The organism is Paraburkholderia sp. EG304, from assembly GCF_046543485.1.
Classification (GTDB): domain Bacteria; phylum Pseudomonadota; class Gammaproteobacteria; order Burkholderiales; family Burkholderiaceae; genus Paraburkholderia; species Paraburkholderia youngii.
The window spans coordinates 42,342-65,240 of the sequence record NZ_JBKGUA010000007.1 but is presented as its reverse complement, the minus strand read 5'-3'; the positions used below and the strand labels follow the sequence as shown (position 1 = coordinate 65,240).

18 protein-coding genes are annotated in these 22,899 nt (G+C 64.7%); 17 read left to right on the top strand and 1 reads right to left on the bottom strand.

Annotated features, from left to right (window positions below):
* The first annotated feature begins 124 nt into the window (after positions 1 to 124).
* Both ACLFKU_RS11000 and ACLFKU_RS10995 read left to right on the top strand, forming a co-directional pair.
* On the top strand, positions 125 to 424 hold the full coding sequence (locus ACLFKU_RS11000; protein ID WP_368586283.1) for a YciI-like protein: 300 nt from the start codon (positions 125 to 127) through the stop codon (positions 422 to 424).
* 581 nt (positions 425 to 1,005) lie between these two features.
* Positions 1,006 to 2,211 carry a transposase gene (locus tag ACLFKU_RS10995; protein ID WP_410849120.1) on the top strand — a complete coding sequence of 402 codons (1,206 nt, stop codon included), beginning with the start codon at positions 1,006 to 1,008 and terminating at the stop codon, positions 2,209 to 2,211.
* A 49-nt stretch (positions 2,212 to 2,260) separates the two neighbouring features.
* Here the strand turns inward: ACLFKU_RS10995 and ACLFKU_RS10990 are convergent, their stop codons facing one another.
* On the bottom strand, positions 2,261 to 3,838 hold the full coding sequence (locus ACLFKU_RS10990; protein ID WP_410849119.1) for a mannose-1-phosphate guanylyltransferase/mannose-6-phosphate isomerase: 1,578 nt from the start codon (positions 3,836 to 3,838) through the stop codon (positions 2,261 to 2,263).
* 606 nt (positions 3,839 to 4,444) lie between these two features.
* On the opposite strand from ACLFKU_RS10990, the gene ACLFKU_RS10985 reads away from it, so the two are divergent.
* The 15 genes from ACLFKU_RS10985 to ACLFKU_RS10915 all read left to right on the top strand — a co-directional run bounded on the left by ACLFKU_RS10985 (position 4,445) and on the right by ACLFKU_RS10915 (position 22,863).
* On the top strand, positions 4,445 to 5,842 hold the full coding sequence (locus ACLFKU_RS10985) for an undecaprenyl-phosphate glucose phosphotransferase (RefSeq protein ID WP_368586280.1): 1,398 nt from the start codon (positions 4,445 to 4,447) through the stop codon (positions 5,840 to 5,842).
* Positions 5,843 to 5,923: 81 nt separating this feature from the next.
* Positions 5,924 to 7,369: a UDP-glucose dehydrogenase family protein gene (locus ACLFKU_RS10980; protein ID WP_410849118.1), complete on the top strand. Its 1,446-nt coding sequence runs from the start codon at positions 5,924 to 5,926 to the stop codon at positions 7,367 to 7,369.
* Between the two features lie 36 nt (positions 7,370 to 7,405).
* On the top strand, positions 7,406 to 7,861 hold the full coding sequence (locus ACLFKU_RS10975; protein WP_018431976.1) for an exopolysaccharide biosynthesis protein: 456 nt from the start codon (positions 7,406 to 7,408) through the stop codon (positions 7,859 to 7,861).
* Positions 7,855 to 9,060, top strand: coding sequence for a polysaccharide biosynthesis/export family protein (locus tag ACLFKU_RS10970; protein WP_410849117.1), 1,206 nt, complete (start codon positions 7,855 to 7,857; stop codon positions 9,058 to 9,060). Before ACLFKU_RS10975 ends, ACLFKU_RS10970 begins: the two co-directional genes overlap by 7 nt.
* 137 nt (positions 9,061 to 9,197) lie before the next feature.
* Positions 9,198 to 11,396, top strand: coding sequence for a polysaccharide biosynthesis tyrosine autokinase (locus tag ACLFKU_RS10965; RefSeq protein ID WP_368586291.1), 2,199 nt, complete (start codon positions 9,198 to 9,200; stop codon positions 11,394 to 11,396).
* A gap of 56 nt (positions 11,397 to 11,452) precedes the next feature.
* Entirely contained in the window at positions 11,453 to 12,394 is a 942-nt protein-coding gene (locus tag ACLFKU_RS10960) for a glycosyltransferase family 2 protein (protein ID WP_410849116.1), read from the top strand.
* Positions 12,391 to 13,551, top strand: a complete 1,161-nt coding sequence (locus tag ACLFKU_RS10955; RefSeq protein WP_410849115.1) for a glycosyltransferase family 4 protein — start codon at positions 12,391 to 12,393, stop codon at positions 13,549 to 13,551. The genes ACLFKU_RS10960 and ACLFKU_RS10955 overlap by 4 nt, the downstream gene beginning before the upstream one ends.
* A 3-nt stretch (positions 13,552 to 13,554) precedes the next feature.
* Complete coding sequence (locus ACLFKU_RS10950) at positions 13,555 to 15,057, top strand: glucose-6-phosphate isomerase (RefSeq protein ID WP_410849114.1); 1,503 nt, start codon at positions 13,555 to 13,557, stop codon at positions 15,055 to 15,057.
* Complete coding sequence (locus ACLFKU_RS10945) at positions 15,054 to 16,283, top strand: glycosyltransferase family 4 protein (RefSeq protein WP_410849113.1); 1,230 nt, start codon at positions 15,054 to 15,056, stop codon at positions 16,281 to 16,283. Before ACLFKU_RS10950 ends, ACLFKU_RS10945 begins: the two co-directional genes overlap by 4 nt.
* A 70-nt stretch (positions 16,284 to 16,353) precedes the next feature.
* Positions 16,354 to 17,520: a glycosyltransferase family 4 protein gene (locus tag ACLFKU_RS10940; RefSeq protein ID WP_410849112.1), complete on the top strand. Its 1,167-nt coding sequence runs from the start codon at positions 16,354 to 16,356 to the stop codon at positions 17,518 to 17,520.
* Between the two features lie 253 nt (positions 17,521 to 17,773).
* A complete protein-coding gene (locus ACLFKU_RS10935; protein ID WP_410849111.1) occupies positions 17,774 to 20,152 on the top strand; it encodes an ATP-binding protein in 2,379 nt (792 codons plus the stop codon).
* Positions 20,153 to 20,189: 37 nt separating this feature from the next.
* On the top strand, positions 20,190 to 20,921 hold the full coding sequence (locus ACLFKU_RS10930) for a methyl-accepting chemotaxis protein (protein ID WP_410849110.1): 732 nt from the start codon (positions 20,190 to 20,192) through the stop codon (positions 20,919 to 20,921).
* Positions 20,918 to 21,457 (top strand): hypothetical protein, encoded by a 540-nt coding sequence (locus ACLFKU_RS10925; RefSeq protein WP_410849109.1) that lies wholly within the window; start codon positions 20,918 to 20,920, stop codon positions 21,455 to 21,457. Before ACLFKU_RS10930 ends, ACLFKU_RS10925 begins: the two co-directional genes overlap by 4 nt.
* Before the next feature lie 28 nt (positions 21,458 to 21,485).
* Positions 21,486 to 22,466, top strand: a complete 981-nt coding sequence (locus ACLFKU_RS10920; RefSeq protein WP_410849108.1) for a chemotaxis protein CheX — start codon at positions 21,486 to 21,488, stop codon at positions 22,464 to 22,466.
* Between the two features lie 31 nt (positions 22,467 to 22,497).
* Complete coding sequence (locus ACLFKU_RS10915; protein ID WP_018431965.1) at positions 22,498 to 22,863, top strand: response regulator; 366 nt, start codon at positions 22,498 to 22,500, stop codon at positions 22,861 to 22,863.
* Positions 22,864 to 22,899: the final 36 nt, after the last annotated feature.

The following is a 22,899-nucleotide window of genomic DNA, read 5'->3' as shown; positions in this document are numbered from 1 at the left end:
TTGCTGCGAATGCAACTTAATAGAAAATTGGCACGAAATTCGGTAGCCGCCGTTGTGCCAAAATCGCGCTCCGATGCGTGCCGGGTCCACGTCGACAACCTTCATCCTTGCGAGGAGACTTACCATGCATTACCTGTTGATGTACGAGCTGGTACCCGACTATCTGGAGCGACGCGGCGAGTACCGCGACGCGCATCTGAAACTCGCCTGGGCCGCCGCCGAACGGGGCGAACTGCTGCTGGCCGGCGCGCTCACCGAGCCGACGGACGGGGCGGTGCTGCTCTTCACCGGCACCTCGCCGGCAGTCGCGCAAGCCTTTGCCGAGGCCGATCCGTACGTGCTATCCGGGCTCGTTACGCGCTGGCGCGTGCGCGAATGGACCACGGTCGTCGGCGAGCACGCATCGAAACCGGTGCGCCCGTAGCACGCTCGAAGCGACTTCGACGTCTTTTCTCTCGCCTCGAACTCCGCGCATGCGCAGCAGCCGCATGCGCGCCTCCGATTGCCTCCATGTCACCGCGCGTGGGCGTCGCCGTTCTTTCGCCGACGCTCGACACAGCCGATCACATCAATCATTAAAATGGCATAGAAATGCGTGGTGGATTGGCAATTACATTTCTAAAGAGCATTCTGTTCGGTAATGCGGTATTGTGCATTGCAATAGAGCGATTCCATGCCGTTAAAGCAGCGGCTTCTGTTACGGCAATACGAGAATCGTCGCAGCGAAACGGACAAGATTGTTTCTATCCGTAACACTTGTCTCAACTGTACTCATGCAAAGAACGGGATGGTATGCTTCGTGCACAAATTTTCCCGTGCACGAGTGAGACCGCGTTTTGTGCTTCGCAATAGGGAAGAGCCGCACCACGCGTGGGCGGACTACTTCAGCGAGCCGAACGGACAAAACAAATTTGTGCAACCGAGGGCCGCACACGGGTCGTGAACGCTGAGAACCCGTGGCAGGCCCAACGCCGCGGCCAGGCCAGGCCGCGTGGAGAAAATCCAATGTTTTTCGATGAGCTAAACAACGACGAATGGGCGCTGCTCGCGCCGCTCGTCTCCGACGAGCCGGCCGTCCGTCTGAACCGGCGCGGCCGGCCGCGCGCCGAACCGCGCATCGTGGCGAATGCGGTGCTGTGGATCATGACTACGGGTGAGCCGTGGTCGAAGCTGCCGGGCCGCTATCCGTCCGGTCCCACGTGCCGTCGCCGCTTCGAAGAGTGGCAACTGAACGGCACACTGCTGGAGATGGTCCGCCTGCTGTCGCAGCGCGGCCGCACCTTCGCGTACATTCCCCAGCCGGCGCCGCCCGTTACGGCCAGACCCGTAGCGCCGGTTGCGCAAACCCCGAGCCCGCGTGAAGACAACAGTCTGCGCGGCGTGTCGTGGAAGAGTCCCGAGTCGTGGCAGGCGCCCGGCGTCGCGAGCGCGTTGAGCCAATGGCGCACGGCCGATCCGATCGGCGACATCACGCGGCAATTGTCGGGGCTTGCGCCAGCGGCAGCGCCGGCTGCGCGCGTGGCGACATCCGCGTTGGCCGCGGCGCCGGAGGGGGACGTCGAACCGGCCGCATTCGACACGGCCGAGATCGACCGGGCCGGCGAGCCGCGCCCGTCGCTGACGATGGCTCTCGCGCCGAGCGGCATGCAGGTCGCCGACTCGCGCGGTTATCTGATCTACGTGGTGGTCGAGGAAGTGCCGAATGCGATGTATCGCGGGTGGGCGGAGATCACCAGGGACGGCAAGCGTGTCGAGCGCTCAGGCCTCGTCGGCCCGCGCTTCGAGGATGCGCAGCACGCGCAGAAATTCGCGCTCGACTGGGCGCGTCAGTGGATCGATCGTGAATGCGCAACCGACGCAGCGGCCGCCGCGATGACCGATGCAACCGCCGCCGAGCCTTCGTCGGCAGCCGCATCGAGCAACCCTGTGCAGCGCTCGGCGAGCCGTTCGTTGTCGGGCCTGCGTCATGTGCCGGAACCGGCGTCGATCGATGGCGTCGCGAATCACCTGGCGAATCACGCCGCAAATCACGGCGCGCCGCTTGACGGGCCGCTGAAGCCATCACTGAATGCATTGCGCGGGCCGCTGCGCCGCTATCCGTCGGACACTGCGAGCGCGGGCGTAACGAGCACGCCCACGGTGACGACCGACAGCGGCACCGTGGAGCACTTTTCGGCGACCTACAAGGAACTGATCTCGTACGTGAGATGAACCCTGCGCACCCTGCGCTCGCTTGATGCCGTCGCAGGGTCGCGCATCGTCATTGCCGTCCATACGTATCGTCGAAGCGCACGATATCGTCTTCACCCAGGTACGAACCGGACTGCACCTCGATCATTTCGAGCGGCATCTTGCCCGGGTTTTCGAGGCGATGCGTGACGCCGAGCGGAATATAGGCCGACTCGTTTTCGGACACGATAAAGCGCTCGTCGCCGCGCGTGACGAGCGCGGTGCCGCGCACGACAATCCAGTGCTCGGCGCGATGATGATGCATCTGCAGCGACAGCCGCGCGCCCGGCTTCACGACGATCCGCTTGACCTGGAAGCGCTCGCCGGTGTCGACGGAATCGTAGTTGCCCCAGGGGCGATGCACCTTGCGATGATTGGCCGCTTCGAGCCCGCCATCCTCGCGAATCCGGTTGACGATCTTCTTGACGTCCTGCACGCGTGATTTATCGGCGACGAGAATCGCATCGGCGGTCTCGACGACGACGAGATCCTGCGTGCCGACACAGGCAATCAGTCGCCCTTCGGAATGCGCGAAGGTCGAGTTCGCGCCTTCGAACATCACGCGGCCGCGGCTCACATTGCGATCGGCGTCCTTCTCGGAGATGTCCCAGATCGCGTCCCACGAACCGACGTCGGACCAGCCGGCCATCAGCGGCACGACCACGCCCGACGCGATGCTCTGATCGGCGCCGAGCTTTTCCATCACCGCGTAGTCGATCGAATTCGGCGGCGACGCGCCGAACGCTTCGCGTTGCAGCCGGAAGAAGTCGCCGTCCGCCGTGCTGCCCGCGAAGGCCGCTTCGCAGGCTTCGTGAATGGCCGGCTGAAAATGGCGAATCGCGTTGAGCCACGTCGATGCGCGCACGATGAAAATACCGCTGTTCCACCAGTATTCGCGTGATTCGACGTAGCGCCGCGCGAGTTCCAGATGCGGCTTTTCGACGAAGCGGTCGAGGCGGTGCGCGACGAGGCGCGCCGACCCTTCGGTCCGCGCGGCATCCGGCACATCGTCAGAACCGAGCGGCGCGCCGATGCGGATATAGCCATAGCCGGTTTCCGCGCGCGTCGGCACGATCCCCATCGTGACGATCCGGCCTGCCGCCGCATGCTGAACGCCGGCGGCGACCGCCGCGTGAAAGCCATCGCTGTCGGTGACCGCGTGATCGGCGGGCATCACGACCATGATGCCGTCTTCGTCCTGCGCGGCGACGGACAACGCGGCCACCGTCAACGCGGGCGCGGTGTCACGGCCGACGGGTTCGAGTATCAGCCGGCTCGGCTTGCCGCTCGTGCGCAACTGTTCGGCCGTCGTGAAGCGCTGCTCTTCGTTGGCGACGACCACGAGCTGGCCGGCGAGCGGATAGCCGGCTTCGAGCCCATCGAGACGGCGGGTCGTCGATTGGAGCAGCGACTCGTCGCCGAGCAGGCCGATCAGCTGCTTCGGATGCTGCTCGCGCGACATCGGCCACAGCCGGGTGCCCGAGCCGCCCGCGAGAATCACGGGATGAACCTTGAGCTTGACGCTGGTTGCGGTAGGAGACGTGGTCGTGGACGAAGGGGCGGGGGTGGGCCGGGTGCCGGCGGGCGTGACCGGGGCCGGAGCTGTCATGGTGAACTCTCCTCGAGGCTGGATGAATGTGTCGAGTTTTATCACGAAGTCCAGAATCAATAAAAGCGCGTTAAATAAAATCGGATTAAGTGCGCGTCGAATTTATTAAAAATGCGGGAAAAATGCGTCGCCGATTGATTCAAAAATAAAAATTACCGGAAAAAAATCGATAAGCATTTTTTTCGCTTAATGATGCGCAAGAATGACCGTACCCATGGAGCCGGGTGTCACCGGCAGACCTGTTGGGAAAAGCGCAAGTTTCGCTGGCGAAAGGCTCGAATGTGCTGCTCGGAAACCGCTGTCGAGCCGCATTCCGGCAAAAATTGCCGCTCAAAATGCATAAAAAAATGCCGAAATTATGCCCGATACAATTTGAGATTTTTTGCGGTCTTGTCGTGCGAATTTTAATACCGCTTTATTGAGGTATGTACAAGGGTATTCACTCATTCAGCCGCGGCTTTTCCGCGTCGGCCTATTCCTTCGTATTTAGTCCCATTCAGCCGCGAGGCAAATGCGAAATAAAGGCGCAATGATGAAACCCGCATGCAACACCCATTTCAACCAACCGACGGATCGCACTTTGACTGACGAACAGAGGGGCGGCGCATGCTGAGCGTTCTAGCGAGAATCATCGACATAGCCATGGTCGCGCTCGCCGCGATGGTGGCGGCGGCCGTGCACAGCGGCAGAGCGGTATGGCTCGACGATATGCAAAGCGTGTCGCTCGCGTTCGGCTGCCTGCTTGTGGTGGTGTTCTTCCCGGCGCTCGGCATCTATCAGTCGTGGCGCGGCAAGCCGCTCTACGATCTGCTGTCGCGCGTCACGGGCGGCTGGCTGATGGTCGAAGTGACCGGCGTGCTGATCAGCTTCAGCGTGCACCGCGCCGACAGCCTGTCGCGACTGTGGCTCGTGTACTGGGCGCTAGCCTCGATCGTGCTGCTGGTCGTCACGAAGGTGATCGTCTATTCGATCCTGCGCGGGCTGCGCCGGGAGGGCTTCAATCAGCGCGCGGTCGCAATCGTCGGCGGCTCGCCTTACGGGCGCTTCCTGATCGAACAGATGCGCGGCCGGCCGGAAGCGGGCTTCACGCCCGTCGTCGTGTTCGACGAGGATGGCACGATCAATCCGTATGAGGACCCGGACGCGGCGCATGCGGTCGAGGGCGTGCCGGTCGAGCGCGACTATCAGCGCATGATCGAACTGGTGCGGGAGCGCTCGATCCGCGAGCTGTGGCTCGCGCTGCCGATCTCGAAGGAGAAGGCGATCCATCGCTTCGTGATGGATCTGCGCAACGACTTCGTGAACATCCGCTTCATCCCCGACGTCGGCAGCCTGACGCTGTTCAATCAGCCGATGGTCGAGCTGCTCGGCGTACCCGCGATCAACCTGGCCGCCTCGCCGATCACCGATCTGCGCGTGCTGCCCAAGCGCGTATTCGACGGCCTGTTCGCGCTCGCCGCATTGCTCGCGCTGTCGCCGCTGATGCTCGTGATCGCGCTGATGGTGAAGCTCAGCTCGCCGGGGCCGGTGTTTTTCCGCCAGCGGCGCAAGGGCATCGACGGCCGCGAGTTCGAGATCTTCAAGTTCCGCTCGATGAAGGTCCACAAGGAAGCGGCCGGCCAGATCACCCAGGCGACGCGGCGCGATCCGCGCATCACCGCGGTCGGCGCGTTCCTGCGCCGCACCAGCCTCGACGAGCTGCCGCAGTTCATCAACGTGCTGCGCGGCGAGATGTCGGTGGTCGGTCCCCGTCCGCATGCGCTCGAGCACGACGACATCTACAAGGATCTGGTGAAGGGCTATATGCACCGCTACCGGATCAAGCCGGGCATCACCGGCTGGGCGCAGATCAACGGTTATCGCGGCGAAACCGACCGCATCGAAAAGATGATGGGCCGCGTGAAGCTGGATCTGTACTACATGCAGCACTGGACCTTCTGGCTTGACATCAAGATCGTCGTGCTGACGCTGTGGAAGGGCTTCGCAGGCAGCAACGCCTATTGAACGTGGCGCGCCGGGCCGCGCCGATGCCACGCATCGCGCGAGCGCATTCCTGAATCAACTCTATTTATCGAGGTGCAATCCATGAACCTGACGATCATCGGTAGCGGCTATGTCGGCCTCGTGACCGGCGCGTGTCTGGCCGACATCGGCCACGACGTGTTCTGTCTCGACGTCGACGCTCGCAAGATCGACGTGCTCAACAACGGCGGCGTGCCGATCCACGAACCGGGTCTGCAGGAGATCATCGCGCGCAATCGCCGCGCGAAGCGCCTGACGTTTTCCACCGACGTCGAGGCCGCGGTCGCGCACGGCGACATCCAGTTCATCGCGGTCGGCACGCCGGCCGACGAAGACGGTTCGGCGGACTTGCAGTACGTGCTCGCGGCTGCGCGCAACATCGGCCGCCATATGAACGGCTTCAAGGTGATCGTCGACAAATCGACGGTGCCGGTCGGCACCGCATCGCGCGTACGCGAAGTGGTCGCCGCCGAGCTGGCCGCGCGCGGCGTCGAGCAGATGTTCTCGGTCGTGTCGAATCCGGAGTTCCTGAAGGAGGGCGCGGCCGTCGAAGACTTCACGCGGCCCGATCGCATCGTGCTCGGCTGCGACGACGACGTGCCCGGCGAAAAGGCGCGCGAGCTGATGAAGCGCCTGTATGCGCCGTTCAACCGCAATCGCGAGCGCACGCTGTATATGGACGTGCGTTCCGCCGAGTTCACCAAGTACGCGGCCAACGCGATGCTCGCGACGCGCATCTCGTACATGAACGAGCTCGCGAATCTGGCCGATCGCGTCGGCGCCGATATCGAGGCGGTGCGCCGCGGCATCGGTTCCGATCCACGGATCGGCTACGACTTCCTGTACGCGGGTTGCGGCTATGGCGGCTCGTGCTTTCCGAAGGACGTGCAGGCGCTGATCCGTACCGCCGCCGATCACGACGCGAACCTGCGCATTCTCGAAGCGGTGGAAGCGGTCAACGACGCGCAGAAGCAGGTCCTCGCGCAGAAGATCGTTGCGCGTCTCGGCGAGGATCTGTCGGACCGCACGTTCGGCGTGTGGGGTCTCGCGTTCAAGCCGAACACCGACGACATGCGCGCGGCGCCGAGCCGCGAGCTGATCGCCGAACTGCTGCGCCGCGGCGCGCGCGTGAAGGCTTACGACCCGGTGTCGATCGACGAAGCGAAGCGGGTGCTCGCGCTCGATCTGAAGGACGTGCCGCAGCAGCATGCGCGCCTGTCGTTCGTGAACGAGGAGATGGAAGCGGCGAGCGGCGTCGATGCGCTCGTGATCCTGACCGAATGGAAAGTCTTCAAGAGCCCTGATTTCGATGCGCTAAAGCGCATGCTGAAGACGCCGCTGATTTTCGACGGCCGCAATCTGTACGAGCCGGACGTGCTGCTCGAACTCGGCATCGAGTATCACGCGATCGGCCGGCGGCATGCGTTGCGCAATGCGCCGGCACGGGTCGGCGCGAACAGCGCGATACATGCGGCGGACCTCGCCGCCGCGGAAACCTCCGGCCGCTGAGGCCATTGCGACCGCCGCCGCGCGAGGAAATCCGCCATGTTCGCCAACGTTCTGATCGTGTGCCACGCCAACGTGTGCCGCTCGCCCGCAGCGGAGATGCTGTTCAAGGCGCGTCAGGCGCGCGCGCCGCGCCCGGGCGCCGCGCCGATCGCGTTTCATTCGGCGGGCATTCGCGCGGTGAACGGTCACGGCATGGACCCGGTGATGCGGCGCCTGCTCGAAGAGCGCGGCGTCGCGGCCGGCCTCCATCACGCGCGGCGTCTGGACCGCTCGCTCGTGCGCGCGGCCGATCTCGTGCTGGTGAGCGAGCGCGCGCAGGTGAGCAAGGTCGAAGCGCTCGATCCGTCCGCGCGCGGCAAGGTCTATCCGCTCGGCAAGTGGGAAGCCGATTCGGACGTCGCCGATCCGCACGGCGGCGCGGAAGACGAATACAGGGAGAGTCTCGTGCTCATCGAACATCTGGTCATGGGATGGCTGAAAAAAATATGCTGACGAAACCCCGCAACGAAAACTCATTCGCGAGCTTGCGCACGAAGCTCGCCGTATCACTTCTGCTGACGTCTTTTCTGTCGGCCTGCGCGACCGCACCGGGCAATTATCTCGACACGTCCCGGCTCAAGGACAACGATCAGGCGCCGAGCGAAACGTATCCGGTCCATCTGATCGACGCGAAGCTGATCATGGCGCAGGCGCAAGCCGCCGCCGCGAAAACCGAGCCGTTGCCGCCGTCGGCGCTGTCCGATCCGTCGCTGTACGTGTACCACCTCGCGCCGCAGGACATTCTCGGCATCACCGTGTGGGATCACCCCGAGCTGACCACGCCGCAGGGCAGCACCTTGTCCTCGGGCGGCAACACCACGCAGACGATCGCGGGCGCGTTGCAGCAGCCGTATACGGCCGCGTTGCCGGGCCAGGCCGATCCGTACGGCCAGACCATCGCTGCCGACGGCACAATCTTTTTCCCGTTCGTCGGCCGCATTCAGGCCGCGGGCAAGACCACGACCCAGCTGCGCGATCAGCTCGCCGCGCGCCTCGTGCCTTATATCCGCAATCCGCAGGTCGACGTGCGCGTGCTGTCGTATCGCAGCCAGAAGGTGCAGGTCACCGGCGAAGTGAAGCAGCCGGGACCGCTCGCGGTCAGCGACGTGCCGCTGACGCTGGTCGACGCGATCACGCGCTCGGGCGGCACCAACCCGGACGCCGACATCCAGCGCGTGCGCCTCACGCGCAACCACAAGCTCTACGTGCTCAACGCCGATCGCATGCTCGATCAGGGCGACACCAGCCAGGACGTGATGCTGCAGAACGGCGACGTGGTCAACGTGCCGGACCGCACCGACAGCCGCATCTTCGTGATGGGCGAAGTGAAGACGCCGATCCAGGTGCCGATCATCCGCGGCCGCATGACGATCGCCGATGCGCTCACGCAGGGCGGCGGCATCCTCAACACCGACGCCAATCCGCGCCAGATCTTCGTGATGCGCGGCATGCGCGAGCATCCGACCACGCCCGAGGTGTTCCGCCTCGACATGACGCAGCCGGACTCGATCATGCTGTCTTCGCAGTTCCAGTTGCAGCCGCTCGACGTCGTGTACGTGGGCACCGCCGCATCGACCACGTTCAACCGCGTGTTGCAGCAGGTGCTGCCGAGCGTGCAGACGCTGTTCTATCTGAAGCAGCTGACGCGCTGAACGTTCCGGCTGTAACGTCCCGCGCCGCTGTTGTAGACGCCGGCGCGGGACGCGCAACGAAAGCAGAAGTACCGCTGACGCGAAAGCCGAAGCCAACGACACGGGATGGAACAGTGAGCAATCAACTCTCTCCACACATGGCTGGTCCGATCAAGACCGAAGAAGAAGACGTCGTCCTCGGACAACTGGTGCAGGTGATCCTCGACGATATCTGGTGGCTGCTCGCGATCACCGCGGTCATCGTCACGATGGCGGTGGCGTACTGCTACCTCGCCAAGCCGACCTATTCGGCCGATGCGCACGTACGCGTCGAGCCGTCCGACAGCCTGTCGCAGGCGCTCACGCAAACGCAGACCGGCGCCGCGATCACCAGCGGCTCGACCTCGCTGCCGACCGACGCCGAGATCGAAATCATCAAGAGCCGTGGCGTGGTCGCCCCGGTCGTGCAGCAGCTGAAGCTGAACTTCAGCGTGACGCCGAAGACGATCCCGCTGCTCGGCAACATCGCCGCGCGCCTCGCGACGCCGGGCCAGCCCGCGCGCGCGTGGCTGGGGCTCACGTCATACGCATGGGGCGGTGAAAACGTCGACGTCGATTCGATCGACGTGACGCCGTCGCTCGAAGGCGAGAAGCTGCTGCTGCGCGTGATCGACGCGCAGCACTACGAGCTGTTCGCGCCGAACGGCTCGCTGCTGCTGCGCGGCGAGGTCGGCCAGCAGGCGCAGGGCGGCGGCGTGACGATGGTCGTCAACAAGCTGGTCGCGCGCCCCGGGCAGGAGTTCACGATCGTGCGCTCGAACGACCTCGACGCGATCACCGCGTTCCAGTCGGCGATCACGGTGCAGGAGCAGGGCAAGCAGACCGGCGTGATCCAGATCTCTCTGGAGGACAAGAGTCCCCAGCATGCGGCGCTGGTCGCCAATGCGCTCGCGCAGTCGTATCTGCGGCAGCACGTGTCGAACAAGCAGGCCGACGCGAGCAAGATGCTCGACTTCCTGAAGAGCGAGGAGCCGCGCCTGAAGGCCGACCTCGAACGCGCGGAAGCCGCGCTGACCGCCTATCAACGTCAGTCCGGCTCGATCAACGCGAGCGAAGAGGCGAAGGTCTACCTCGAAGGCAGCGTGCAGTACGAGCAGCAGATCGCCGCGTTGCGTCTGCAAATGACGCAGCTCGCCGAGCGCTACGGCGACGACCATCCGACGCTCGTCGCCGCGCGTCAGCAGATGGCCGAGCTGCAGGCGCAGCGCACCAAATACGCGGACCGTTTCCGCGATCTGCCCGCCACCGAAGTAAAGGCCGTGCAGTTGCAGCGCGACGCCAAGGTCGCCGAAGACATCTACGTGCTGCTGCTCAATCGCGTGCAGGAACTGTCCGTGCAGAAGGCGGGCACGGGCGGCAACGTGCATATCGTCGACGCGGCGCTGCGCCCCGGTGCGCCGGTCAAGCCGAAGAAGATGCTGATCATGTCGGCGGCGGTGATTCTCGGGCTGATCGCGGGCACCGGTTTCGTGTTCCTGCGCCGCAATCTGTTCAAGGGCATCGACGACCCCGATCACGTCGAGCGCGCGTTCCATCTGCCGGTGTTCGGCCTCGTGCCGCAAAGCGCCGAGCAGGTGCAGCTCGAAAACAGCTACGCGCGCGGCGGCGAACGCCTCCGTCCGGTGCTCGCGAATGCGCGGCCGAAGGACGTGACGATCGAAAGTCTGCGCAGCCTGCGCACCGCGATGCAGTTCACGCTGATGGACGCGCGCAACCGCATCGTGATGCTGACGGGTCCGATGGCCGGCGTCGGCAAGAGCTTCCTCAGCGTGAACCTCGCGATGTTGCTCGCGCATTCGGGCAAGCGCGTGCTGCTGATCGACGGCGACATGCGGCGCGGCGCGCTCGAACGTCAGGTCGGCGGCGTGCAGGAGAACGGCCTGTCCGAATTGCTGAGCGGGCAGATCTCGCTCGAAGAGGCGATTCGCCCGTCGAACGTCGAGGGCCTGAGCTTCATTTCGTGCGGCCGCCGTCCGCCGAATCCGTCCGAGCTGCTGATGTCGCCGCGTCTGCCGCAATACCTCGACGGCCTCGCGAAGCGCTACGACGTGATCCTGATCGACACGCCGCCGGTGCTCGCGGTGACCGATGCATCGATCATCGGCGCGTATGCGGGCTCGACGTTCTTCGTGATGCGCTCGGGCATGCACAGCGAGATCGAGCTGGCCGATGCGCTGAAACGCCTGCGCGCGGCGGGCGTGCACGTGCAGGGCGGCATCTTCAACGGCATGCCGGCGCGCTCGCGGGTCGGCTACGACCGCGGCTACGCGGCGACCCAGGAATACCTGAGCACGTGAGGCGCGCACCGGAATCAAGCGCCGACTTCTGCACAACAGGAACCGAGGACATCACGATGAAACTGACGGTACTGGTACCGACTTATCGCCGCCCGGCCGATCTCGCGCGCTGCCTCGCGGCGCTCGAGCGGCAATCGCGCGCGCCCGACGAAGTGATCGTGGTCGCACGCGTCGACGACGACGCGACCCATGCGTGCCTGCGCAATCCGTCCACAGCCGGCCGCCTGCCGCTGGTGATCGCACCGGTGGATATACCCGGCCAGGTCGCGGCGCTCAATCGCGGGCTCGATGCCGCCAGCGGGGACGTGATCGCGATCACCGACGACGACGCCGCGCCGCGCCGCGACTGGGTCGAGCGCATCGCCGCCGCGTTCGAAGCCGATGCGCGCCTGGGCGCCTTGGGCGGGCGCGACTGGGTGCACGAGAAAGGCCGCGTGCTCGACGGCGAGCGGCCGCTGGTCGGCAAGGTGACCGCGCACGGCAAGATCATCGGCAATCATCACCTGGGGGTCGGTGCCGCGCGCGAAGTCGACATCCTGAAGGGCGCCAACATGAGCTACCGGCGCGACGCGGTGCGCACGATCCGCTTCGACGCGCGTTTGCGCGGCGCGGGCGCGCAGGTGCACAACGACATGGCGTTCAGTCTCGCGGTGAAAAACGCGGGCTGGAAGCTCGTCTACGACCCGCAGGTCGCCGTCGATCATTTCCCCGCCGAGCGTTTCGACGACGACAAACGCGACGCGCAGACGATGGCCGCGCTGCGCAACGCCGCGTTCAACTTCCATCTGATCCTGCGCGACCAGTTGCCGCCGCTGCGCCGCGAAGCCGCGTGGTGGTGGTGGACGCTGGTCGGCACACGGCTTTATCCGGGCCTCACGCATGCGGCGCTCGCGCTGCTGTCGAAACAGGCGCAGTTGCAGCTGTCGCGCTGGCGCGAGGTACGCGCGGGCGCCCATGAGGCGCGGCGCGCGCTGTCGAAGAGCGGAGTGTCCGCATGAGTACCAAGGTTCACGTTCATCTGTTCTACGGCGCCGATCCGCGCTTTTATCGCAAGGGCGACGACATCGGCTGCCTGTACGGTTATCACCACGCGGAGTCCGAAGCATTCGAGCTGACCTATTCGCAAGATGCGCGCGAAAGCCGGCCTGTGCGGCTCGTGCGGCGCGCGCTGAAGGCCGCGCTCGGTTTCGATTTCATCCATACGTGGCGCAATCGCACGGAGATGCTGCGCTCGGATGTGATCTGGACGCATACCGAGCAGGAGTGGCTGTCCGCCGCGCTGATGCTGCTGCTGTGCGGCCGCAAGGCGGGCCCCGGCGGGTCGCCGCTGCTGCTCGCGCAAAGCGTGTGGCTGCTCGATAAGTGGCCGTCGTACGGCATCGTGCGCAGCTGGCTGTATCGCAAGCTGATGACTCGCGCGGACCGGTTGACCACGCTCGCGAGCGCAAACGCCGAGCTGTGCCAGGACTACTTCCACCGCGACGCGACGCCGCTGCTGTATGGCCTGAACACGCGCGACTTCCCGGTCAATGCGCCGACGCAGTGGGCGCCGCGCACGCCGCTGCGCATCGCGGCGATCGGCAACGATCGCGATCGTGACTGGGAGACGCTGATCAAGGCGTTCGGCAACGATCCGCGCTACACGGTCAAGCTCGCGACACGGCGGCGGATTCCCGCGTCGCTGCGCGCGTCGAACGTCGAAATCGCGTTGTTCTCGGGCATCAAGAAGCAGCACGAGCTGTACGACTGGGCCGACGTGATCGTCGTGCCGTTGCGGCCGAACTCGCACGCGTCGGGCATCACCGTGATGCTCGAAGCGGCGGCGGTCGGCAAGCCGATGGTCGCGACCGACGTCGGCGCGCTGCGCGATTATTTTCCCGCCGACGAAGCCGCCTACGTGCCGCCATTCAATCCTGAGGCGCTGCGCGCCGCGGTCGAGCGGCTCGCCGCCGAGCCCGCCGAGGCGCTGCGCCAGGCGCAGGCAGCGGCAGCCGGTCTGCTCGCGCGCGATCTGACCACCGAGCACTACGCGATGCAGCACGTACGGATCACGCGCGAGATGCTGAGCGCGCGCGGGCCGGCGAGCGCGCATGCGGCCGCGGCCAGACACGATCAACGCGCCGCACCCGCGCGCGAATCGCGCGGAGGCCTCTGAGCGATGTCGACGATTCCGCGCGCGAATCCATTGCCGCCGACCGGCGCGGTCAACGCTGGTGCCGGGCAAACCAATGCGAGCGGGTTGCTGTCCGGCGCAAGGCGAGAATGGCTGCCGCCGTTGCTGCTGTGGCTGATCACCGCGGTGCTGATCGTCGCGCATCAGGGCACGGTGCTCACGCTCGCGTTTCCGGTGCTCGCGATCGTGACGGGCCTGTGGCTCTACTTCAAGAGCCCGGCGCGCTATATCGGCTTCATGTGGTGGCTGTGGTTTCTAAGCCCCGAAGTGCGGCGTCTCGCCGACTGGTCGAAGGGCGCGTTCACGCCGACCAGCCTCATCCAGGTCGCGCCGCTCGCCGTGACGATGATCAGCGCCCTGTCGCTGCTGCGCTACTACCGGCTGCTCGCGCAGCGCCGTGGTTTGCCAGTGCTGCTGATCCTGCTCGGCCTCGTCTACGCGTTCCTGATCGGCGTGATGTCGAGCGGGCCGCTCGCGGCTACCTACGACCTCGCGAACTGGCTCTATCCGATCCTGATCGGCTTTCACATCATGGCGCACACGCGCCAGTATCCGCAGTACCGCGACACGATCATCAACACGTTCATCTGGGGCATGCTGGTGATGGGCGGCTACGGCCTGATCCAGTTCTTCATCATGCCGCCATGGGACGTGCTGTGGATGCTCGGCTCGCAGATGAACTCGCAGGGCGACCCGGTGCCGATGGGCGTGCGCGTGTTCAGCACGATGAATTCGTCGGGCCCGTTCGCGTTCGCGATGATGGGCGCGATGGTCTTCGTGATGGCCGCGCAGCATCGCGTGCGCTGGATCGCCGCCGGGCTCGGCTTCTTCTCGTTCGCGTTGAGCCTCGTGCGCTCGACGTGGGGCGGCTGGGTCATCGCGCTCCTGATCCAGCTGGTGAAGTCGAACAACAAGGTGCGCGTGCGCATCGTCGCGAGCGCGGTGCTGCTCGCCGGCTTCTGCGTGCCGCTGCTGGCGGTCGGCCCGGTGGCCGAACGGATGCAGGCGCGCCTGAACACGATCGTCAATCTGCACGACGACCAGAGCTACGCGGCCCGCAACGAGTTCTACGCGAGCTTCGCGAAGACCGCGTTTACCGACGTGTCGGGCGAGGGCATGGGCGCGACCGGCACCTCGACGAAGCTCTCCAACGACGGCGGCCAGCTCGGCCAGTACGGCAACTTCGACAGTGGCGTGATGAACATTCCGTTCGTGCTCGGCTGGCCCGGCACTTTGCTGTACATGTCCGGCATCGTGTGGCTGCTGACGCGCGCGGTGCTCGCGTCGTTCAGGCTGCGCGACGACAAGTTCGTCTCCGCGTGCCTGAGCCTGTGTCTTGCGACCTTCGCGATGCTCGTGTTCACGAACTCGCTGGTCGGCACCGGCGGCCTGCTGCTCTTCATGAGCGCTTTTTCGATTCTTTCCGCGGTTCACTACGAAAAAATGAACCGCGCACGCACGCTATTTCTCCACGGAGGCACGGATTGAGAGTCGCCATAGTCACGCACGTAGTGCGTCATAACGACGGCCAGGGGCGCGTCAATCACGAGATCGCGCGCGCGGCGCTCGACGAGAACATCCGTGTGACGCTGGTCGCGTCGCACGTGGCGCCCGAGCTGCTCGCGCATCCGAACGTGCGCTGGGCGCCGGTGAAGATAGGCCGCTGGTGGCCGACTAATCTTCTGCGCCAGCAGGTGTTCGCGCTGAAGAGCGCGCTATGGCTGCGCGCGCATCGTCGCGACTACGACGTGCTGCACGTAAACGGCTTCATCACGTGGATGCGCGCCGACGTCAACACCTCGCATTTCGTGCATAGCGGCTGGTTCGCGAGCAAGTACTACCCGTTCGGTTTGACGAAGGGCGTGTGGTCGGCGTACCAGTCGGTCTATACGCGCTGCAATGCGCTGCTCGAACGCTGGGCGTACCGGCGCTCGAAGGTGATCACCGCGGTGTCGCAGAAGGTCGCCGACGAAATCCGCGCGATCGGCCTCACGCCGCGCAATCGCGTGGACGTGATCTACAACGGCGTCGACACGCAGGGCTTCGCGGCGGCGAGCGGCGATCGCGCGAAGTTTCGGTTACCGGACGATGCGTTCCTGCTGCTGTTCGTCGGCGATCTGCGCACCCCGCGCAAGAATCTCGGCACCGTGCTCGCCGCGTTGAAGCATCTGCCCGAGCACGTGCAGATCGCGGTGGCCGGCTTTCTGCCGGGCAGCCCGTATCCGGAGCAGGCGAAGGCGCTCGGCATCGCGCATCGCGTGCATTTTCTCGGGCTCGTGAAGGAGATGCCGGTACTGATGCATTCGGTCGATGCGTTCGTGTTTCCGTCGCGCTACGAGGCGATGAGCCTGTCGCTGCTCGAAGCGATGGCGGCGGGCCTGCCGGTCGTTACAGCGCGCACCGCGGGCGGCGCCGAGATCATCACGCCCGAGTGCGGCATCGTGCTCGACGATCCGGACGACCCGCAGGCTCTCGCTCGCGCGGTCGCGCAACTCGCCGGCGACGACACCGCGCGCCGCGCGATGGGCCAGGCCGCGAGCGAGCTCGCAACCGGCTTCGGCTGGGCGCGCATGGCCGCGCAATACATCGCGCTGTACCGGCAGCTCGCCGGACAGCAGGAAAACCGCCGGCGCAGTAAGACCGAAGCGACGGTTGTTGCGCAGAACGATGCGCTGACGCTGAACCATCTCGCCGGACGCAAGAGCGTGGAATGAACGCGCGAGCCGCACAATCCACGCAACGACATAGCAACTCACCGCAAGCAACACACAGGGGCACACCATCATGACGACTGGCTCAATCAAATCACTGCAGATCGGGATGCACTGGTTTCCCGAACGCGCGGGCGGCCTCGACCGCATGTACTACTCGCTGGTCGGCGCGCTGCCGGGCGCGGGCGTCGCGGTGCGCGGCGTCGTCGCCGGCTCGCCGAAAGTCGCGGCCGATACCGGTGGCGCGATCAACGGCTTCGGCTCCGCCGCGCAATCGCTGCCGTTGCGGCTGATGGCGGCACGCCGCGCGTTGCGCCACGAGATCCGCAGGTCGCGGCCCGACGTGATTTCCTCGCACTTCGCGCTCTATACGTTTCCGGGCCTCGACGTGACGCGCGGCATTCCGCAGGTGTCGCATTTTCAGGGGCCGTGGGCCGACGAGAGCCACGTCGAAGGCGCCGATTCGCTCGGCCAGCGCGCGAAGCGTTATCTGGAGCAGTCGGTGTACGCGCGTTCGTCACGGCTGATCGTACTGTCCGACGCATTCGGCAAGATCCTGACGACGCGCTACGGCATCTCGCCGGAGCGCGTGCGCGTGGTGCCGGGCTGCGTCGATGTCGAGCAGTTCAATCTGCCGATCACGCAGGCCGAAGCGCGTCTGCGTCTGCAATTGCCGCAGGATCGGCCGATCGTGCTGGCAGTGCGACGGCTGGTGCGGCGCATGGGTCTCGAAGATCTGATCGATGCGGTGAAGCTGGTGAAACGCAGCGCGCCCGACGTGCTGCTGCTGATCGCGGGCAAGGGGCGGCTCGAAAGCGAGCTTCAGGCGCGCATCGACGACGCGGGGCTCGAACACAACGTGAAGCTGCTCGGCTTCGTGCCCGACCAGCATCTCGCGGCGCTGTATCGCGCGGCCAATCTCAGCGTCGTGCCGACGGTCGCGCTGGAAGGCTTCGGGCTCATCACGGTTGAATCGCTTGCGTCGGGCACGCCGGTGCTGGTGACGCCGGTCGGCGGATTGCCTGAGGCGGTGGCGGGCTTGTCGCCGGATCTGGTGTTGCCGGAGACCGGTGCAGCGGCGATCGCCGCGGGTCTCGCCGGCGCGTTTGACGGCACGCTAAAGCTGCCCGATGAGGATGCATGCCGCCGCTATGCGCGCGAGCACTTCGATAACGCGGTGATCGCGAAACGGGTCGCGGCGGTGTATGCCGAAGCGATCGCGGGAGACGCACTGCATTGAAGCGCAGTGGGCTAACGAAAAAAATGGCCCTCAATAACGGCATTTTTTTTGCGAACTTGAGCCCGGATCAGCCCTTATTCACGAATCTTTCGACCTTATTTTTCGAAACGCTAAAACGTGTGGTCCGGCGTCGACTTCGTCACGTTGACGTCACACATCCGCGACGATAATCCCCGCGCCCGAAAGTACAAAAACACACGGGCGTCCCGCCCAAAGCGTGGACCTTGTATTTTCAGACCTCGGGGATTCTCAGATGACCATCCGTCACCGCATCACGCTACTCGTCATTCTGATGCTCGTCGCGTTATCCGCCATTGGTGGATACGCTGTGCTTCAGACTCGCAACAGCGCCGCCAACGTCAGGCAGGTCACCCAGGGCGTCGTGCCGAGCGCGCTCGCGTCGGCCGACCTCGTGTCGCAGCTCAAGGACGTGCAGCTCGCGATGATGACGCTCGTCTATGCGCCTGACGAGAACATGGTCTCGCAGGCCCGAGACCTGCTGAAGAGCAAGGAAGCGTCGCTGCACGCGGCGCTCGACGTGCAGGCGAAGGCCGCGCAAGGTCAGGCCCAAAGCGGGCTCGTGAGCCAGGCGCGCGACAGCCTCGCGAACTATTTCAACGCGGTCAACGACACCGCGAAGATGAAGGCCGACGGCAAGAACGAACTGGCGCAGGCATATCTGTTCGCGAACGTCGCGCAATACCGCGATGAACTCGAAGGCATCGTCGAGACGCTGCGAATCGAAAAGAACCGCCAGAAAGACGCCGCGATCGACGACCTGAACAGCGCGCTCGCCACCACCACGACGGCGATCGGCGCCGCGACCGGCGCGGCCATCGTCGTGCTGCTGCTGATTAGCGCGCTGCTGTATCGCCAGATCACCCGGCCACTGAGCCACATGCAGGTGGAGATGAGCGAGATCGCGGCAAGCCAGGACTTCACGCGCCGCGTGCCGGTCGGCCGCATGGACGAGATCGGTCATTCGATCGTCGCGTTCAACGGCATGATCGAGAAGATCCAGCAAAGCTCGCTGCAGTTGAAGCAGAAGACCGCCGACATCCAGGCGATGCTGCAAAACATGCAGCAGGGGATCCTGACGGTGGTCGAAGGCGTGGTCGTGCATCCCGAGTACTCTGCGTATCTCGAGGCGATCTTCGAGACCCGCGAGATTGCGAGCCGTCCGTTGCTCGATCTCGTGTTCGGCGGCACCGGTATCAACAGCGATGAGCTCGCGCAGATCGAAGCGGCGCTGCACGCATGTATCGGTGAAGACAGCATGAACTTCGAGTTCAATCAACACCTGCTCGTCAACGAGATCGCCAGGCCGATGGCCGATGGCCGCGTGAAGACGCTCGACCTGAGCTGGTCGGCCATCACCGACGAACACGACGTCGTGCAGCGTTTGATGCTGTGCGTGCGCGACGTGACCGAACTGCGCGCGCTCGCCGCCGAGGCCGGCGAACAGAAGCGACGGCTGGAGATGATCGGCGAGATTCTCGCGGTGAGCCAGGAGAAGTTCCATCACTTCGTCGAAAGCGCGACGGGCTTCATCAGCGAGAACGAGCGGATCATTCGTCAGCATCATGAGCCGAGCCACGAGGCCGTCGCCGAGCTGTTCCGCAACATGCACACCGTCAAGGGCAATGCGCGCACCTACAGCCTTCAGCATCTGACCGGTGTCGTCCACGAAACCGAACAGCGGTACGACGCGTTGCGCCGCGCGGACGGCGGCGAAGCGTGGGACCAGCAGCTTCTGATCGACGATCTGCAGCGCGTGAAGGCCGCGCTCGAAACCTATGCGACGCTCAACGAAGTGAGCCTCGGCCGCAAGGGACCGGGCCAGAACGGCGCGGTCGATCGCTACCTGATGGTCGATCGCGAGTTGATCCAGAAGCAGCTGGACCTGCTCGAAAGCGCCGATCCGGCCGACCGTGACGCACTCGTGTCGATGCGCGAATCGTTGCAGCGCGAGCTGCGTCTGTTGGGCACCGAATCGATCTACGAAGCGCTCGCGGGCGTGCTCGAATCGCTGCCGTCGCTGGCGGCCGAGCTCGGCAAGGAAGCGCCGGTCGTCAGCATCGACAACAACGGCTACCGCGTGCGCAGCGAGGTCAGCGATACGTTGCGCAATGTGTTCACGCACCTGCTGCGCAATTCGGTCGACCACGGCATCGAGCCTGCCGCCGAGCGTATCGCGAATGGCAAGAACGCGGCCGGCGTCATCGAGCTTGAAGTGGGTGTCGACCATCACGCGCTGCAGATCACCATCAGCGACGACGGCCGCGGTCTCGCACTCGCGAAGATCCGTGCGGCGGCGATCGAACGCGGCTGGATCGACGCCGATGCCGCACTCAGCGATGAAGCGATCGCCGAGCTGATCTTCCGTTCAGGCTTTTCGACCGCGCAGAGCGTCAGCGAGATTTCGGGCCGCGGCGTCGGCATGGACGCGGTGCGCGATTTGGTGCGGCGTGAGCATGGCCGCATCGAATTGCGTTTCACCGACGATCGTCGCGGCGCGGACTATCGCCGCTTTCAGACCGTCGTGTCGTTCCCCGAGGACTGGGCGGTGGACAGTCTCGATGCGTCCGTCGATGCAGCGCGCGAGCGTGACACGGATGCGGTGGCAGGCTAACGGCCTGACCGATTGAACGAAGCGATGGGAGCAGGTTGTGCTTGAAAGTTATCTTTTGGCCGCAGGCGTTGGCGGTATCGTCTGCGCGCTCGCGACGGGAATCTTTTATCGTCGGAAGCTTCGCGCCGGTGCGCAAGCGCAGCGTGTCGACACGCTCGCGCGGCAGGCCCTCGAGCAGCAACTCGACGTGGCTTTCAAGGTCGGTGAGCAGGCGAACGGCGAGCGTGCCGCCCTGGAGGCGATGCTCGCCGATCTGCGCGCACAGGCCGAACAGCGCGAGCAGGATCGCGAATCATTGCAGGCGAGCCTCGACGCCGCGAGCGCGCGCAGCAACGAATGGCTGCAGCATGCGACTCGGATCGCGCACGAGGCCGCCCGTCTGAAGACGCTGACGATCACGTTCGAGCGTTGGCACGAGCAGATGATTTCGCTGATGTCGCAGAACCGTGACATGCACAAGAAGAACCAGGAGTTGTCGTCGATCGTGCAGCACGTGCTGATCGTTTCGCTGAATGCGTCGATCGAAGCGGCACGCGCCGGCACCGCGGGTCGCGGCTTTTCGATCGTCGCGGGCGAAGTGCGCTCGCTCGCGTCACGCTCGCAGGAACTGTCGAAGAGCTATCAGGAGAGCCTGCATCGCAACGACCTGACGACCGCGGCGACGTTCCAGGACATCCAGGCCGGCGGCAAGATGATCACGGCGTCGCTCGGCGGCGTCGAAGCGCTGGCGACCCAGTTTCAATCCAGGCTAGAGCAGGCCGCAGCGTGATTACCGATCAGGCGTTGCAAAGCATCGAGGACATCTTCTGTCACGCGGCTCGCGCGAGATTGCCCGCGACGCCGGGTGATGCGTGCGAGATCAGCGCGGTGCCGAGGTGGGATCGCGATCATCCGCCCGGACCTTGCGCGATGGCGCTGACGATCTCGTCGATCGGTTTTCGTTTGCTGTTCGTGCTGCATTTCAGCAAGGACGAAGCGACGCGCGCGTACTACGCCAGCGGCGACACGACGCGTTCGCTGTCGGAAACGCTGATGGAACTCGGCAATCTGTGCTGCGGCTACATGAACCAGCAGCTGGTCGAGCATTTCCCCGATCTCGGCATGTCGACGCCGTATGAATTGAACAGCAGCTGTATCGAGTATCTGGACGAGTTGCGGCCCGATCACGTGTGGGCGTACGAACTGACGATCGGCGCTGCGGCCCGGCTGGGCGTGACGTTATGCGTATGCGCGCAGGCGCCACTCGATTTCAAGGCTGAACTCGCGACGGCCGACGAGGCCGAAGGCGAACTCGAACTTTTCTAGCAACACTGCATTCGCAGACTGAAACACGATGAATACCAGCAAGCCCGTCAGCAAGGTGCTCGTGCTCGACGACTGTCCGGCACACGCGCAAGCGCTGAAGCTCTTTTTCGACGAGCACAATCTGATAGCGCTGAAGGTGCGCGACAGCAGCCGCCTCGGCTCGGTCCTGGCCACGAATATCGATCTAGGCGGCGTTCTGCTGGCGGATAACTACGGTGGATCGGTCGAACAGGCGGCAACGACCGCGGCCCGAATCAGTACCTTGCGCCCCGAACTGCCGGTGATCCTGCGTTCGAGCGGCGACGCGCCGCTTGAACGGCTTCCGAAGCCGTTGAAGAACGCGGCATGCGCGCACTTCCATGCGGCCGATCTGACGGCGCTGCGTGAAGCCGTCGATCAATACATCTTCAGCCTCGACTTCCCGAATGCGCTCGTGCGCGGTATCGCGGAGATCACGGAAGCACGGCTCGCCACGCCGTTCGACGGCGTCACCGTGCAACGCGACACGCCCAGTGTCGTGCGCGATCGCATCATCTTCGGCGAGGTGTTCAGCCTGATCCCGCTCGAAGGCACCTGGTGTCGCGGCTATATGTTGATGCAGGCCGAAGAGGAGCCGCTGCTCGGCATGATCGAGCGCGATCGCGCCGCACGCGAGGCCGGCATGAGCAGGACGCAAGCGGGCTTTCGCGATCTGAACAACGTGCTCGGCGAATTGACGAATCTGATCTGGGGGGCGTTCAAGGACCGGTTCCTCGCTGCGCGGAGCGCTCGCGAAGCGAGCCAGGTGCAGGTGCCTCTGCTCGTCAATCACAAGCACCGCTACATCTCGTTCGGCTCGGACAATCCGCAGTTGCGGTTTCAATACCGATTGAGCGACGTGGCGAGCGGACAGTCGGTGTCGATCGACCAGCGTTTCGTTTTCAACCTCAGCTGGTCCCCCGAAGATTTCTCTGAAAACACGGTGGATGTCGACGATCTCGTCGAGTCCGGCGAACTGGATCTGTTTTGATACAACGCGTCGGTGACGCAAGGGAATGGCTATGGCAAAGATTCTAGTGGTGGACGATTCGAGTACGGTACGCGATGAAGTCGCGGGCTTTCTGGCGAAAAACGGTCTGGACGTCGCGACCGCCATCGACGGCAAGGATGGTCTTACGAAGCTGAAGACGGATTCGAACATCCGCCTGATCGTCAGCGACGTGAACATGCCGAACATGGACGGCCTGACGATGGTCGAGAAAATCCGCGGCGAACTCGCGAACAAGACCGTCAACGTGATCATGCTGACGACCGAAAGCAGCCCCGCGATGAAGGAACGCGGCAAGGCCGCCGGCGTGAAGGGCTGGATCGTCAAGCCGTTCAAGGGCGATGCTGTGTTGGAGACGTTCCGCAAATTGGCGGGTTGACGGGATAGTGTGCGGCGAACACCGCCGCACACGGAT

Bases quoted from the DNA above. Each gene is read 5' to 3' on its own strand.
- ACLFKU_RS10975 (WP_018431976.1), top strand. From the start codon at position 7,406: ATGTTCGCCAACGTTCTGATCGTGTGCCACGCCAACGTGTGCCGCTCG.
- ACLFKU_RS10990 (WP_410849119.1), bottom strand. From the start codon at position 3,838: ATGACAGCTCCGGCCCCGGTCACGCCCGCCGGCACCCGGCCCACCCCC.
- ACLFKU_RS10965 (WP_368586291.1), top strand. From the start codon at position 9,198: ATGGCTGGTCCGATCAAGACCGAAGAAGAAGACGTCGTCCTCGGACAA.
- ACLFKU_RS10970 (WP_410849117.1), top strand. From the start codon at position 7,855: ATGCTGACGAAACCCCGCAACGAAAACTCATTCGCGAGCTTGCGCACG.
- ACLFKU_RS11000 (WP_368586283.1), top strand. From the start codon at position 125: ATGCATTACCTGTTGATGTACGAGCTGGTACCCGACTATCTGGAGCGA.
- ACLFKU_RS10985 (WP_368586280.1), top strand. From the start codon at position 4,445: ATGCTGAGCGTTCTAGCGAGAATCATCGACATAGCCATGGTCGCGCTC.
- ACLFKU_RS10960 (WP_410849116.1), top strand. From the start codon at position 11,453: ATGAAACTGACGGTACTGGTACCGACTTATCGCCGCCCGGCCGATCTC.
- ACLFKU_RS10980 (WP_410849118.1), top strand. From the start codon at position 5,924: ATGAACCTGACGATCATCGGTAGCGGCTATGTCGGCCTCGTGACCGGC.
- ACLFKU_RS10935 (WP_410849111.1), top strand. From the start codon at position 17,774: ATGACCATCCGTCACCGCATCACGCTACTCGTCATTCTGATGCTCGTC.
- ACLFKU_RS10940 (WP_410849112.1), top strand. From the start codon at position 16,354: ATGACGACTGGCTCAATCAAATCACTGCAGATCGGGATGCACTGGTTT.
- ACLFKU_RS10955 (WP_410849115.1), top strand. From the start codon at position 12,391: ATGAGTACCAAGGTTCACGTTCATCTGTTCTACGGCGCCGATCCGCGC.
- ACLFKU_RS10920 (WP_410849108.1), top strand. From the start codon at position 21,486: ATGAATACCAGCAAGCCCGTCAGCAAGGTGCTCGTGCTCGACGACTGT.
- ACLFKU_RS10915 (WP_018431965.1), top strand. From the start codon at position 22,498: ATGGCAAAGATTCTAGTGGTGGACGATTCGAGTACGGTACGCGATGAA.
- ACLFKU_RS10950 (WP_410849114.1), top strand. From the start codon at position 13,555: ATGTCGACGATTCCGCGCGCGAATCCATTGCCGCCGACCGGCGCGGTC.
- ACLFKU_RS10995 (WP_410849120.1), top strand. From the start codon at position 1,006: ATGTTTTTCGATGAGCTAAACAACGACGAATGGGCGCTGCTCGCGCCG.